15 protein-coding genes are annotated in these 14,424 nt (G+C 45.0%); 8 read left to right on the top strand and 7 right to left on the bottom strand.

Annotated features, from left to right (window positions below):
- Nucleotides 1-73: 73 nt before the first annotated feature.
- Entirely contained in the window at nucleotides 74-478 is a 405-nt protein-coding gene (locus LKO28_RS01800; RefSeq protein ID WP_227692826.1) for a hypothetical protein, read from the bottom strand.
- A gap of 310 nt (nucleotides 479-788) precedes the next feature.
- Nucleotides 789-1,181 (bottom strand): hypothetical protein, encoded by a 393-nt coding sequence (locus tag LKO28_RS01795; protein ID WP_227692825.1) that lies wholly within the window; start codon nucleotides 1,179-1,181, stop codon nucleotides 789-791.
- Nucleotides 1,182-1,472: 291 nt separating this feature from the next.
- Between LKO28_RS01795 and LKO28_RS01790 the strand changes: the two genes are divergently transcribed.
- The 5 genes from LKO28_RS01790 to LKO28_RS01770 all read left to right on the top strand — a co-directional run bounded on the left by LKO28_RS01790 (nucleotide 1,473) and on the right by LKO28_RS01770 (nucleotide 5,049).
- Entirely contained in the window at nucleotides 1,473-2,396 is a 924-nt protein-coding gene (locus LKO28_RS01790) for a hypothetical protein (RefSeq protein WP_227692824.1), read from the top strand.
- A 104-nt stretch (nucleotides 2,397-2,500) separates the two neighbouring features.
- Complete coding sequence (locus LKO28_RS01785; protein WP_227692823.1) at nucleotides 2,501-2,803, top strand: hypothetical protein; 303 nt, start codon at nucleotides 2,501-2,503, stop codon at nucleotides 2,801-2,803.
- Between the two features lie 469 nt (nucleotides 2,804-3,272).
- Nucleotides 3,273-3,896 (top strand): fibronectin type III domain-containing protein, encoded by a 624-nt coding sequence (locus tag LKO28_RS01780; RefSeq protein ID WP_227692822.1) that lies wholly within the window; start codon nucleotides 3,273-3,275, stop codon nucleotides 3,894-3,896.
- Nucleotide 3,897: 1 nt separating this feature from the next.
- On the top strand, nucleotides 3,898-4,308 hold the full coding sequence (locus tag LKO28_RS01775; protein ID WP_227692821.1) for a DUF5675 family protein: 411 nt from the start codon (nucleotides 3,898-3,900) through the stop codon (nucleotides 4,306-4,308).
- Nucleotides 4,309-4,770: 462 nt separating this feature from the next.
- Nucleotides 4,771-5,049 (top strand): hypothetical protein, encoded by a 279-nt coding sequence (locus LKO28_RS01770; protein WP_227692820.1) that lies wholly within the window; start codon nucleotides 4,771-4,773, stop codon nucleotides 5,047-5,049.
- Between the two features lie 39 nt (nucleotides 5,050-5,088).
- On the opposite strand, the gene LKO28_RS01765 is transcribed toward LKO28_RS01770, so the two are convergent.
- Genes LKO28_RS01765 through sbnA form a run of 3 tightly spaced genes read right to left on the bottom strand, consistent with a single transcriptional unit; the run spans nucleotide 5,089 to nucleotide 9,199 of the window.
- A complete protein-coding gene (locus LKO28_RS01765; RefSeq protein WP_227692819.1) occupies nucleotides 5,089-6,465 on the bottom strand; it encodes an alanine racemase in 1,377 nt (458 codons plus the stop codon).
- A gap of 11 nt (nucleotides 6,466-6,476) precedes the next feature.
- Nucleotides 6,477-8,222, bottom strand: a complete 1,746-nt coding sequence (locus tag LKO28_RS01760) for an FAD/NAD(P)-binding protein (protein ID WP_227692818.1) — start codon at nucleotides 8,220-8,222, stop codon at nucleotides 6,477-6,479.
- Nucleotides 8,219-9,199: a 2,3-diaminopropionate biosynthesis protein SbnA gene (gene sbnA / locus LKO28_RS01755; protein WP_227692817.1), complete on the bottom strand. Its 981-nt coding sequence runs from the start codon at nucleotides 9,197-9,199 to the stop codon at nucleotides 8,219-8,221. The genes LKO28_RS01760 and sbnA overlap by 4 nt, the downstream gene beginning before the upstream one ends.
- A gap of 207 nt (nucleotides 9,200-9,406) precedes the next feature.
- On the opposite strand from sbnA, the gene LKO28_RS01750 reads away from it, so the two are divergent.
- On the top strand, nucleotides 9,407-9,637 hold the full coding sequence (locus LKO28_RS01750) for a hypothetical protein (protein ID WP_227692816.1): 231 nt from the start codon (nucleotides 9,407-9,409) through the stop codon (nucleotides 9,635-9,637).
- A 108-nt stretch (nucleotides 9,638-9,745) separates the two neighbouring features.
- A complete protein-coding gene (locus LKO28_RS01745; RefSeq protein WP_227692815.1) occupies nucleotides 9,746-10,537 on the top strand; it encodes a hypothetical protein in 792 nt (263 codons plus the stop codon).
- Here LKO28_RS01745 and LKO28_RS01740 read toward each other — a convergent pair.
- Together LKO28_RS01740 and LKO28_RS01735 are read right to left on the bottom strand one after the other, a co-directional pair.
- On the bottom strand, nucleotides 10,534-11,370 hold the full coding sequence (locus LKO28_RS01740; protein WP_227692814.1) for a hypothetical protein: 837 nt from the start codon (nucleotides 11,368-11,370) through the stop codon (nucleotides 10,534-10,536). The two genes, LKO28_RS01745 and LKO28_RS01740, sit on opposite strands and share 4 nt — an antisense overlap.
- Nucleotides 11,371-11,556: 186 nt before the next feature.
- Nucleotides 11,557-12,684, bottom strand: coding sequence for a metallophosphoesterase family protein (locus LKO28_RS01735; RefSeq protein WP_227692813.1), 1,128 nt, complete (start codon nucleotides 12,682-12,684; stop codon nucleotides 11,557-11,559).
- 204 nt (nucleotides 12,685-12,888) lie between these two features.
- Here LKO28_RS01735 and LKO28_RS01730 point away from each other — a divergent pair, with 204 nt between their 5' ends.
- Complete coding sequence (locus LKO28_RS01730; RefSeq protein WP_227692812.1) at nucleotides 12,889-14,013, top strand: lipid II:glycine glycyltransferase FemX; 1,125 nt, start codon at nucleotides 12,889-12,891, stop codon at nucleotides 14,011-14,013.
- Nucleotides 14,014-14,424 lie beyond the last annotated feature (411 nt).

Here is a 14,424-nt window from a genome sequence, read left to right as displayed (position 1 = left end):
CAAGCATATCTTTACCGGTGATGATATGCTTGATGATTATAACGCGATAATTATGCGTTTTACGCTAAGGATCTTATAGCTCGCTTGGATTTCTAGCGTGACCGACCTGCGACGCATTCAGATTCTCCATGGCGTTTTCCAAATTCTGTCCTATTACAGACTCTGGGTCTTCTGCCGCATCAAACTCTAGTTTGAACGCACAGTACCGGCCTGCATTATTGGCTTGGGTACACTGATTTGGATTTGGCAGTGCTGGGGGAGTGGAAGTCGTTCCTGTGATTTGGAAATTGGACGGATCGTCCGGGCCAGACGCGTTGATTTTAGCAACACTATACCACTGGTCTTGAAGAACGATCATTTTTGTGGTCTTAACCGCCTCTTTATCGCTTTCCGTAGCGCCTACAAGTATAAATACTCCGAGAACGAATACAATTAATAATATACCGGCACGTAGCCAATAACTTTTCATTACAGTCATGATGATTGTTTTTATGATGTTATTAAAATTTATGAATTGAGTCCACTAGAAGGCATGCCCTTGCCAGCAATGTCGACACGGGGTGTCTGGGCATTTAGAATAATCCCCCCGGAGCGGGGGAGAATACAGCATATTTACGCCATCTCCATCTAGCGGGGTTGGCAAATAAATAGGGAATATTCATGGGCTATGTATTAGATGAAAGTAGCGCCATCGCCGCTCAGCAATGGCAACTACTTCCGTGTAAAAGGATTTTTTGAATTCCCGCGGGCTTACTGTTCGGCATAAGTCCGAAGGAAAAGGCTAAAGTTTAAATGTGGCTTTGGTAGCGTATCCAAATGGACAGCTCAGGTGCGGCTACACTTGGGCTCGAACCAGGAGTATACGTCAACTGATTCTGCCCATTGATAATCAGATCTTTTAGATCGTTGCTGTCCCCTTTTGCACTTGTTTCCTTGTAAAAGGGCACCACGATACGCTGTTCCCAACGATCGGCGATCGCATTGGCCAAGCGCGCCGTGAAATCTGCCGGCATAAGATCCAGTTGCTGATCTTGAGAAGTAGTGAGATCGAAATGTTCGCGCATCCACGCTTTGAAGTCCGCGCGAACCCGGGTCAATTCATCGGCTAGTTCGGTTGCCGGAAGCCCTACGACAGACGCTTGCACCTGGGCAACGCCTGCATTGTCAAAATTTGGTTTCATGTCATTTGATTAATATATGAACCCCAAAGAAAGACCATATGGAAGCCGAATTCAAGGGGTAAAAGGCTGAAATGGGGCTAACATTGGTGTTTTTGGAGGTTAGATCCTAAATAAATGGTTTGACCTTTTGGTGTTTGTAGGTTAGGTAAATCTTTTTTTGATACCTTTTTGTAACGGTGTTTTATGTTTTTTAATTTAGTTTTTTATTCTTTAAAATTAAATTATTACCTTAGAAAACGATGTCTAATAAACGGTTAAAGACATCCATTGTAAACCACATATAAAAGAGTTATGAAAATGCCTATTTTCGGGATATATGCATTTTTAGCAGCGATCGTATTTAATCTAAAATTTTTCCAGGGAGACTTATGGAATCGATTGTCTAATGTCAATTTTTTCTTACTGAGTTGCGTCGTAGCCGGTATCTTTTGGGGTTATGCGGCTTGGATTGCACGGCAATATTATAAAATGAGAAGTGAATACGGAGAGCGTTTGCATTTATCCTATTTTGGGTATGCCGTTACGCCGGTGCTTTTGTTCCATATGGGCGCAGTTTGGTGTCTTGCTTCCGTAACTTCGGATACGGTAGGTATCATGAAAGATTACATGACCGATTATTTTCCGACCTTGCTTTTCTTGGTGGTAGGATATGCCACTTTACTTCTTTTTCGCCCAGAATATGCGTTGGGTAGTAGTCTTTTAAAAATTGGAAATACGGACGAAAGGGTATTAGAAGCCCCAGTTCCAGTAAACTTAGATGCTCATATCGACCTGTACTCGCTATTTTCATACCTGTTGGTAAGCGGAGGGATGGGACCGAAATTTTCGGGTACAGCTATACGCTTTTTTGATATCGTATTTATAGAATCGTATTCCAAAGAACAGTATGTAATTTTATCGGACGGAGAGCGGATGTTCGGTGGAGATATTTTTGACCAGCTGAAACAGCGCGGCCTGGATCCTTGGATGCTCAAGATCTCGAAGAACTACTATATCAATACGATGCTTATCTTTTATCCGATCAAACCGCGGTCCAGAAAATTGAAACTGCAGCCAGAGGTATACGAGAACATGTTGACAAAAGTATCCCAAGACAAGATCGATAAATTGCGCGAAATCGGTCCGGGAATGAAAAATACTATTGTAGAGGATTTTTTGGCTAATAAAAACCGCATGGTACATAAAGGTTGGGATGACTTTATTCCATTGCGTTAATTGTATGCATCCCTATTTGTAAAACCTATTCAACAGGAGTGGGCGGTTTGGGTATTCTCCTTTGCCGCCTGATGTTCGGCTGTTGCTTGAAATGAATTCCAATTATGCTAAGTGGACTGAAAATGATCATCGAACTATTAACCACCATTAAAAATCAGCTGGGCAAACTTATTGATCTGTTTACCGAACTTGTCGATATCAAACGACAACAACGCGTGCCGTTGCAAGAACGCCATATCTGGACGAAGGGGGAACTCTTGGACAAGATGAATATGTCCGAACCAACGTACAACCGTAATCTGAAAAAGGAGTTATTAATCCCTATGCGGTTGGGTGGATCGGATATGTATTTCGAGGAAGATATTCTCAAAGCCATCGAAGAGAGTAGAAGAAAAGGAAAGATATAGCGCTTTTACGGATTTCAATAAGGCTATGTACATCTACAAGTTAATGCCTACACGGAACATCGGGTTATTGTAGGATGTCTAGTCTATATTGTTCCTTGCGTTTTAGCTATTGTCCGGTGAAGAAGTCATTTCTTTACCGGACTTAGCGCTACTGTCCCATGCGTTTACAAGGCATGCACGCGACATAGCTATCTAGTAAGGTGAGTAGTCGTTATAGTACCCTGCATGAACGTATTTGTTCTCGGACTTAACCGTTTTTTTAGAAGACTGGAACGCATTGTACATGGACAATGCGGTTAATTACATTGCGGTTGGCGTGATGTCCATGTACATAATCGCCTGTTTTTCAAACTATTTTTTATCAAATTTTATCAATTTCTATCAAATCCTATCAAAACTTCATTTGTGTGTTGCTTGCTTTTTACGTTTGTACTGTTCGATCTCGCGAGGAGAACATAAAAGAAAAAAAATGGCTACTAAATTTAAAGCGCTTGTCGGCTTTACACGAATGAAAGACGACGAGCTCATGGTGACCGCTGCAACAATTATCGGTGCCATGACAGACAATGTACATTTTGAACAACCAACGCCTACTTTGGCCGTGGTACAGGGACTGTTAGACGATTTCTCGGCTAGGCTGTCCGCCTCCCGCCGCCGCGGGTCGCCAGAGGAAACCGCTCTCAAAAATGAAAGCCGGCTACCCCTAGAGGCTGCTTTACGCCAGTTGGCATATTATGTAAACAGCATCTCTGACGGGCATCTATCAACGCTGCTGAGCTCGGGATTCCCGACAAATAGCGCCGGTGGATCGGTACAGGTGCCACTGAAAGTGGAAGGCGTAAAACTCGGCGATGGAAGGCAATCGGGACAGGTAAGACTCGATTTTGCGAGGCAGCGAAATGTGCTGGTATATGAGTACCAGTTCCGCATAATCGGTGGGGATGAGTGGAGTGAACGCTTTACAACCAGTTCCTCGCGCGCTAATATTATTGCGCCGCTCGCGGTAGCTGAGCGACACGAGGTTCGGGTGCGTGCGGTAAATACCCAGGGGACAGGTGATTGGAGTGATAACGCAAGTATTTTAGTACGGTGATATGGCAATGAAAAGCACCCTAGTTCTTCGACGGACTTACGGAGAACAGGGAACCAATGGCACGATTTATTTTAATGGCGAAAAGATTTGCCATTCGATTGAACTGCCTTGGCGTAATAATCTACAACGTTTAAGCTGTATTCCGCAAGGATGCTACAGGCTCGAAAAGCGAAAGTATACCAAACACGGTGAGCAGATCGGTATTCCTGCCGTACTCGGTCGCGAAGCTATCTTAATTCATACGGCCAACAATGCGATAAAAGAGCTGATGGGATGTATAGCACCGGTCACCACGCTCACGGGTGAAGGAAAGGGGAGCGATAGCGCGAAAGCGTTGGCGAAATTGAAAGGCTTGGTTTACAGTTTATGGGATCAAGGAGATGAGGTGTTTCTTTTAATCAGGGAGGGCTAATGAAAAGGCTTATCCAGAAAATTAGCCAAGCAGTACAGGTCGTACTGCTGGCACCCATCAAGCTGCCCGCCAAGGCGATGACCATACTGAGATACCTCGCCGTGGGTCTAGGGATTATGGAGCAGGTGATGCAGGATGAGGAGTCAGTGCCGAAAGCGACTGGAAAGGAGGGAGGCGATGAGAATGTTGAATAATGTGCAGCTCGGTACGCTGGGTGGTACCATCTGCTCGGTCTGGAACAGCTTCGACTGGAGCAACCTGCTACACACCGCGCTATTCGCGATCGTAGGTGCTGCAGTTAGCTACCTGACCAGCCGGTTGCTGGAGGGCAGACGGCGGAACAGGCGGCGCCGGAGAGATATACGATAGGTTTCTTTACTTTGCTTGATTTGGGCTCCCGGGGCGAACGCTTCGGGAGTTTTTTTGAAAAACCTTTTTGTTTTCGGGGCGTTCCTATGATGGATGGATTCACATCCTTATCCCGTAAATGCAAAGGCGTTAGATTTATACATGGATCATTATGAAGATTGGAATTATTGCGCATCTAAAACATCCCATCCGCAAGCCCTTCATGGGCGGGCTGGAAGCCTTTACCCATGGTATAAGCCGGCTACTCATCGAGCGGGGGCAGGCTGGTTTAAGAAGTTTGAAGATAGGGGACTGATCTTACGAAAAGACAATAGTATCTCCATACTTCGGGAACCGACCTCGGCGGAAATTGAACGATGTTTGCGGGACTAGTAGCCTTTGAGCTTTCGTTTAGCGCCTCTGTCTTTTCAACTATAGGAAAACGTTTTTTGCAAGTTCAAACAGGTGTGCCTCAGATTCGTAAAAATGCATCATATAGCCGGCTGTATTGGGAAATAGTATTAAATCACCGATTTCGGGATAGGATTTGAGCCGTACTTTTCGCTTAAGAATTAACTCTTGTTCTAAGCAATAGCTTCCGACGAGATAGGCATAACAAGGATCTTTAGCTTCCTGGTCTTCTCGTTTGGGTAGATGGATAGGATCTAATAAAAAATCAGCGCTGGAACTTCTAAGTTGGGTACGGTTCATTTCTAAACCCACCAGCAACCGGCCTTCACTATCTTCTTTGCGGAAGGCAACTTTTGCTACTGTACAGCCGACTTGATCCAGTAGTGACCGCCCGGGCTCCATCCGGAATTCGAGGTTCCGCGCGGTAAACAGTTGATGGATCGGGACATTAAAAATGGAAGAAGGGGTGGTTAGAATCGCTTCTAACAAGTGCTCTTTATGAAGCTTGTTGAAATACGGATATACGGTAGGTTCTCCATGCAGTTGTCCGTCGATCTTAACCATACCAAGTGCGTCGTTCTGATAGGTGAGCGCTGAGCGTTTGCCGAGCACGGCTTCACGTAGTGCCTGGTGGAAGTCGAGCCATTCCTGTTCAGATTGCAGGTAGTTCATCAAGATACCGCCGCCTATGTCGAGTGACTTGGTATGAATGCCTTCGTTTGCCAGTTCGTCAATGACACGCACGGATTGCTCGATAGCGGCTACCCGTTCAGAGACCGAATAACCGTTAAGATGAAAATGTAACCCTGTGTACACCAAGTTGGGATATTTATCCGCTAAGCCGCTTACGCAGGCTACGGCGCGATCGATCGGAAAGCCGAAGCGGGTAGGCAAGCGTTGGTTTTCAACGAAAAAACCGCCGACGCGAATGTTTATCTCCATGGTTCTTTTCTTCTCTTGCGCGACATCTTGTGCCAGCTGCAGCTCATCTTCGTTATCCAATACGACGGTGATATCGTGCTGCAGCGCGAGTTCGAGAAGGCTTCTGTTTTTGACCGCGGCGGTAAGTACGAGTTGCCGGTTAGCTATACCTGATTCCACACATTGTTGGAGTTCACGGTAACTCGCGGTATCTACCCCTTGGCCTGCATGTGCTGCGGCCTGGGCTAACTCCAGGCATTTATTGGCTTTGCGGGCAAAGAATATTTTATGGGTAATGTTGTATTTTGTAAGCACCCCAACATAAGCGTCTATATTCTCCTCTAGGGGCGCCAGGTGATGGATGTTTATGGGCGATCCATGTTGTTCAATCGCGCGAAACAATGTTATAGGTTGTTCGATGATATCTTGTATCCAACGGTGTAGGATGGGGGTTAATGGTAAAAATGTGTTATCCATAAATGTACTTTCTATATTTGGCGAAGTGTCTCTTGTACCCAATAACATGCGGTATCGTTTTTTGTTCGTGATAAGGTGTCATTATCGAAAAATATGCCTTCGGTATTGGATCCGTAGCAATAAAACGGCAATCCGGATATTGTTGTGCATTTTCCATGTATATCGACGGACATGTTGCCCGGTCGATATCCTTCGTTTTCATGTGCTCGTATAGACGCTTGCAGAAGTAGGTTGTCATAGAGTACAGCATTCCTTTTTTGGAGCGCTGGCCGGCCGATGCGCGCATCAATCAGGTAATCCAGCTGCATGGTTTTACCGTTCGAATCACGGACGGAGAACGTATGTTGATCAGCTTGCCAGCGAATCGTCGGATTAGCTAACGCTGTGAATCGGATAACTCCGGCTTTAGCTAAGGCATATATTTTCTCCATGTTCGATATAGGTGGGCCGTAACTTACGCGATTAAACGCGCCGAAGTAATATTGATCCAACTGCTGCTGAGATGCGCCCGTGAAGCCTACGGTTTGGTATAGCGAAGAGATAGGGGTACATATATTGCTCCAAACGGCAGCTGCGGCCATTAACGGACTTCTTTCTTCGCCTTTTCGAGCTTCATCTATGTTTGTGCGGATATACTGGATGATCTCTTCTTCATTGTTCAACGCTGGTTGTAATAAATCATCTAGCGTAAAACGCCCGGAGACGGGTATGTCTTGTATTTTCTCTCGTATGCGATCTGGGCTAGCTAAGTCGAAGGCGACCCCGTAATAGGCAAGTTGCACCTCTTCTTCGATCAGAGGGAGTACTTCTTTAACGAAATCTATTTTTACTGATCTACTCATCCATTTCTCAAACTGGCTCGCAGTCAGGATATGCAGCGGTCGCTTCATTTGGTATTGTGGTCCACGGCAAAGAATGGGAAGGGAGGTTCGGGAGAAGGGATAAATGGTGGGTTCTTTGCCAGATCGATGGTAGGTACCCTGTTCAAACGAACCCCCACGACCTTCGGTAAGGGCTAGGGCAATGTCGATAAAGGTTAAACCCATGCCGATAACTCCAACGGACGACTGCGCGAGTAGCTCGCTAAATTGCGAGACGGGGTAGGGGCTGCGTATATACTTTACGTCCGGTATATTGGGCTGATCGATCAAGACACCGTTATGGTAACAATGACCGGTCGTTAGCAGGACACTGTTGACCGTCCACTGTCCGGAATGGGTCTGTATGGTCGCTTGTGCATCCAGATCGCTTACTGCAATAACCGATTGCGGGATAAGCTTGACGTGGATATTGTACGGAAGGTTACGAAGTGTTTCCATAGCGACCCACTGTAAGTAGTGTCCCACCAAGGCGCGTGAGGCAAAGTCGGTTGGCTTGACCGTGGTATCGACAGTCTTTACGGTGTTCAACCAGTCTACGAAAGTTTTTTGGCTTTCCATATTCCGATATGCGGGGTGAAAGGCCTGAACATGCCCGATGCAATAGTTGATCAGCAGGTAATCGGGCTGATGAATGTGATAATTCGGTCCGCAAGCAAAGTATTCGTCCTGATTAAACCACAGCAATTCATAGTGCCTTGTCGTAGGGTTGAGGTGCATTTGATTCGCAAAGTGATTGACGGCATACATGCCTTTAGGACCGCCTCCCACGATGGCAACCGTATGCGCTTCGGCCGGCGGCGAGTAGGTTTTATTCACCGTTTGGCTATAGGAATACAGGTCGTTTTGTGGCGTGATGTGCTCTTTTTTCCAGATCATGCCATTACTTTTTCAGATATCTGCTGTATCCATAAATCATTATAGATGGTATCAAGATACCGTTCACCGCTGTCCGGGAAAAGCAACGCGACCGAGGCGTTTGCAGGAATATAGTCCTTTAATTTATGCAGCGCGGCGATTAGGGCGCCGGAAGATCCACCGATCAACATGCCTTCGTGCTCTTGAATGATCTGGCATCCTTGTATTGCTTCATAATCGGAAACAAGCGTGTAGCGGTCAATCTGGTACCTTCGCAAAAAGGCGGATGGATGGCTTGCGCCCATTCCTGGGATATGTCTTGCCTTGGGTTGGTTTTCGAAGAGAATGCTACCTTCGGCATCAACCGCGATGAGCTTGGTTGGCGAACTCGACATCTCAATGGCATCGGCGATGCCGCGGAGTGTGCCACATGTACTCGTCGCAACCAACATATAGTCGGGAGCGGCGCCAAGCTGCTCTAAAATTTCCTGGAATATACGTTGGTGTGCGATGCACACGTTGGGATTGCCATACTGGTTCGTCCAGTAGCTATTAGGCACGGTATCCAAAAGTTCTTGTACTTTTTTTAGCCGGTTGCCGAGGTAGCCTTGGTTTTTGTCCCTTTCGGTTACTTCAACCAAGTTTGCTCCATAACTACGCAATAGTTTTTTAGCGTGTTGATTGATGTAGGGGTCGACAACGATATATGATGGTAACTGCAGCAGTTTGCAGAGCCGAGCCAATGCAATACCCATGTTTCCAGAGGAAGACTCTATAATAGTGCTTTCCGAATTGATTTCGCCGTTATGGATCGCTTCGAGCAGAATACGGGTGGCGGACCTATCTTTGACGCTGCCACTCGGATTTCCCATTTCCATCTTTGCGTAGACGTGCATGTTTAGCCGGGCAAACAGGGATTGCAATTTAAGCAATGGCGTGTTTCCGATGCCCCTTTCTAAGAGATCTGTTATATTTTCCTTACTCGTAAATACGCTCATAGCCTATATTCCTTAAGTTTAATAATGTTGGCAACTAGGCTACACCAAAAAAAATGCCGTAAAGCGCGACGAGAATGTTTACAGGTAGTATATTAAATAATCATACGATTTATACGGGGTGGCTTACGTGTTTATACATGTCGGTACGGTTGAACTAAAGCCTATACGAGCTGTTCTATTCAAACATAATTTAACACAACTTTTGAAATGACGATAGCATTTTTAATCAATCAGACGCACAAGGAAGAACAGAACTGTACAACATCCATCCTCGCTTTTGAAGCATTGAGTCGTGGCCATACCGTGTGGTATATTGGCATAGGGGATTTTTTTATGTCGAGCGATAAGACCGTTTGGGCATACACACGCCGAATCACTCCGGAAACAGCTGTAAAAAATATAGATGCGATGACCTACCCGCAAAGTGCATCACGTTAACTTCGCTGTTCCGATAGTAAACTACTTGGAGAAAGCGCCATTTCGGCCATGAGCCAAAACAAAAATGCTCATTTGAGCTTTATAAGTAAGGATCAATAGCATTGAACAATGAAAACTACACTCCCCATTGTGAACGGCGTCGCACTGCTGATTACCGTTTTCGTAAATTACTTCGCCAATACGGGCATATTTGATGGGAATACCATGAGTACCATCTCTGCAAAATACGATAACTTTTTTACACCTGCTGGTTACGCATTTTCTATCTGGGGAGTTATTTACCTCGGTTTACTAGGTTTCGTAATTTATACGGGACGTAGTTCCTTTAAGAATGCGCAAGCACACCCGATTCTGCTTAAAATAGGCTCGTTATTTGTGTTGAGTTGCGCCGCCAATTCATTTTGGGTGGTTGCATGGCTAAACGACTATACGGGCTTTTCTGTGCTGATTATGGTCGCCTTGTTGATTGTCTTACTGCGGATTATTGTTGTTACTAGAATGGAGCTGGATCCACACCCCTGGAAGCATTACCTGTTTATCTTCTGGCCTTTCGCAATTTATGCGGGTTGGGTATCCGTAGCGCTTATTGCGAATATGGCCGCATGGTTGACGAAGATAGGTTGGGATGGATGGGGTATCTCACCGCTGAACTGGACGGTTATTATGATCGCTGTAGCGGCTTTGATAAATATTTTCGTGATTGTAACCCGCAACTTACGCGAGTATGCGTTGGTTGGCATATGGGCACTGATAGCTATTTCCGTAGCTAATAACGCGGACGATGGCGCTGTTACGATAGTTCATGCTTGTTATATAGCGGCAGCGGTTCTGCTCGTTTTTATTATATGGAACGCTCTGAGGAACCGCGGATTATACGTAAAGCGGCGGCCACGGGATTAGTTAAACCCGTGGATCCGTAAATTGCTGATAAAGGCAGATGCGTTGTTTCGGTAATTATCTGTAGTGATAAAGAAATGTTTAGGTGCATTTGGATCTAATACAATTGCATCCAGTACTTTATGGTCGTCAATATAGATTTGCATACGGTCGCCGTCTATTGCCATAGAAACATGCATAATGGCATTTGCGTAATTATCCAAAGGAAATTCAATTCTACTTTCGTTGTTCGTATTGTGGCTAGATGTTGTAACAACCTGATAATTGTACTTTAAGCTCGTATAAACATTCGTTTCGTTTGAAACGCCGTAGATATATTGGCGAGTACTGTTGTTCTTCGAAAAACCAAAGTCTATGTCTCTCAAATCCCCGGCTTTGTCGGCTCGGGTGAGTAAATCAAACTCCAACGTGAATTTTTTAGGTAATTGTAACAGGGTGTCTAGTTGGTAGGAGGCATGATCGGCTAACTGTAACCATTTACCGGGCGCGCCACCGATTTCAACAACCCTGCCGGTACTGTTTGTCTGCCAGTATTTAGCCATGCGGCCCGGTGTATCGTAGTTTAAACTGTCTTCAAATAAAAGACGATTCCCCGAAACAAAAGGTTCAGATTTCGTCAGGATTTCGAAAGTCCCGGACGTTTTTGGTCCAGCTGTGGCTGCGCCAGAGACACCGACACCAGACGATGAGGTGTTCTCTTTGTCCTGTCCGTTTAAGATGCCGTCAACGGATTTCTCGACGCGATCCTCGACTTTGCGCTGTATCTTTTTTAACAATTGAGCGTGGCTGTTGAATGCCAGACCAAGAATAGTAATTAATAGGAAGCCTTTTTTCATAAGTTTTTTATTTAATACCGAATGTGCGTATACGCGGACATAATCTGTTTGTCGAATTGAAAGTACCAAGATCGGTAAAAAAAAGGAAATACTGATGCTTGTGATTCAGTTTTTGTTCCATTTTTAATTCGAAAAAACTGGTTTAAGATCAGGGTAAACGCAACCTGTCCCCGGAAATTTGTGATGCTATGCTTCTGACAAAACTTGTCGTTGCAACGGTATTTCAAAACGGTCATACAGTTTGGCTTCCGTATCATCAGGCTTGCTGAGCGTATAATAAGCTCCGGATAAAACGAGACCTCGTTCACTTCTGATAACACCCATTTTGAGGAATCCATAACGATCGTCGCAATAAGCAGCTAACTCGATCGTGCTATCGTCGAGTCGTAATGGCTCGACCGTTGGATCGTCATAGGTGGCCAACGTGTGAAGTAGTGCATACCCCCCGGCACCGGCTACGATATAAGGAACCATAGTACCATCGGGATAGGTTTTATGAAAACGCTGATAGTTGTGGACATGTCCGCTGAATACAGCGTCGGGTAAGACGTCCGCTTCAGCGAAAGCGTTTTCTAGAAAGTTGACCATTGATACGCTGGATGCATGATTGGTGTCTACCGAGTAGGGCGCATGGTGTACGCATACGATAATAGCTTGTTCGCCGCGATGTTTTGCTGCCTCCTGCAGTTCTTCGATAAACCATTCCCGCTGTTCTTCGGTGATGTGTCCGTGTTTGGTCACATTGGCGTATAAGCCTATAAAACGTGCGAGTGGTGTCTCTAAAGTCCAATAAACGTTCGGCTGGATCATGCTCTTCCGGCTATTCGTACCGTAGCTGATCGGCCGGCTATGGGTGTCACAGAAAACGTTCATAAACGCATCTAGACTTTGGTATGGACTAGCCAAGGGATTAACATCACCATCATGATTGCCGGCGATCGCAAAGATCGGAGCCGGGTATTTTTGATAGGGTTTAAGGAATTGCGCGGGATATTCGCTCGCCTCGCCATGGTTATATACGACATCACCTAAGTGAAAAAGAAAAGCCGGTGGAGCATCAGGGTGCCCCTCGATCTGTTGAGCTAAAGTGGCGGCTACAGTAGCCTGAAATTCGGAGTGACGGACACTACCGGTGTCACCCACCATGTGGAAATACATACGATCCTGTAACGCAGCGGCACCGTCCCCGATAACGTCTGCGATATTTAGGCGGTACGGATAGGCACCGGTTGGGGCTGGTAAGGGCTTAAAGTTGTGCGAGTCATCATTGATATGGGTCAACACAACGGGAACATTGTATTTATTCTCTTCCATAATACCAAAAATACTAAACTAATATTAACAGAATGTTAATTCCGTTTCATTTAACATAATAAAACAGTGGGATGACATAGCCGTAGCATATAAGGTGTCCTAACATAATGATCAGAAAATCTCGCGATATAGCCTATTAATGATAAATCTCGGTTGTTTAATCCAAACACTTTGGCTAAGTTCGCGGTTTTTGGATTTTCAAATATGATTGCAGAATTAGAGGATAAGGAAATTAAACAGGTTTATAAGACATCCATTATCCAACAAACGGCCTATTGGTCGAAAGTGAAAAATTTACAGGGATTACATACGAAAGCTTTCAATTTCAGAACGAAGCAATCCGATCTATATACACATACGGAAAGCGATACGTATTTTATTGGCGATTTACTGATCGTCATACAGCCTGTGGATCAAGAACACAGTATTGCTTACGTTCCTTATGGTCCCGAAGTAGAACCCTCCGAGGAAAACCAAGGCTATTTTTTGGAACAGTTATCGGAAAGTTTACGGACTTTCTTGCCGAAGAAGTGTATTATGATCCGTTATGATCTTCCTTGGCAATCCCTGTGGGCGAAAGATGAGAGCTGCTATGATCTACATGGTAATTGGCTAGGTGTGCCGGAAAAAAACATACAGGAAATCCGCTTAAACTATAGTACCGAACATTGGCGTTTACGGAAAGCTAATACGGATATTCTGCCGTCCAATACGATGTTTATGGATCTACGTAAGGATAAAGATAGACTATTGGGGGGGATGAAGCCTAAGACCCGCTATAATATCAACCTGTCGAAGAAAAGAGGCGTACATGTGCGCTCGCTGGGTATTGAGAGTTTGGAAATATGGTATGATTTATATCGCCAGACGGCGCAACGAAATAATTTCTTTTTGCATGATATCCAATACTTTCGGGTAGTGCTCGAAGCGCGAGCTGCCGATACGGATTCACCAGCAGATGTTTATCTCCTTCTAGCTGAAGTAGAAGATAAGCCATTGGCAGCTATGTTTTTGGTAATTTCAGCCAATAGAGGAACCTATTTATACGGAGCCTCCGCTACCGAAAACCGGAATTATATGGCGACTTATGCGCTCCAATGGCGCGCGATGGAAATGGCCAAAGAACGCGGCTGTACGGAATACGATTTTTTTGGAACTGCACCGAACCCTGATCCATCACACCCGATGTACGGGCTATACCGGTTTAAACGAGGCTTTGGAGGCGAAATGTACCATCGTATGGGATGCTGGGACTACCCACTAGATACCGAAAAATATAGCTATTATACCTCCATGGAGTTTAAAAACCAAAGCTACCATCTGAGTTAGTAGCTATACAGTACATCTAAGTTAACAGCTATGCAGTAATTGAAGGGTCCCTCCTTAACATTCAATCTCGCATCCGAATGTTTTAAGCTTACAGTACATCTACCGTAACGGATATGCAGTAAATGAACGGTTCCATCTTTAACATTCAATATCGCATCCGAATGTTTTACAACTTTACCGTACATCTAAGTTAACAACTATGCAGTAATTGAACGGTTCCATCTTTAACATTCAATATCGCATCCGAATGTTTTACAACTTTACCGTACATCTAAGTTAACAACTATGCAGTAATTGAACTGCCCCGTCCTTAACACTCAATGTCACATCCGGATGTTTGACAACTGTAGGAACCCATTTTTCGTACTATCCCTAATGTAAAACATTCGAAGCGAGGAGCTTTATGGATTC

Origin of the sequence: Sphingobacterium sp. FBM7-1 (genome assembly GCF_020687765.1) — a bacterium.
GTDB lineage: Bacteria > Bacteroidota > Bacteroidia > Sphingobacteriales > Sphingobacteriaceae > Sphingobacterium.
Note: the sequence above shows the minus strand (reverse complement) of the source record. Positions and strands in the feature narration are given on the sequence as shown.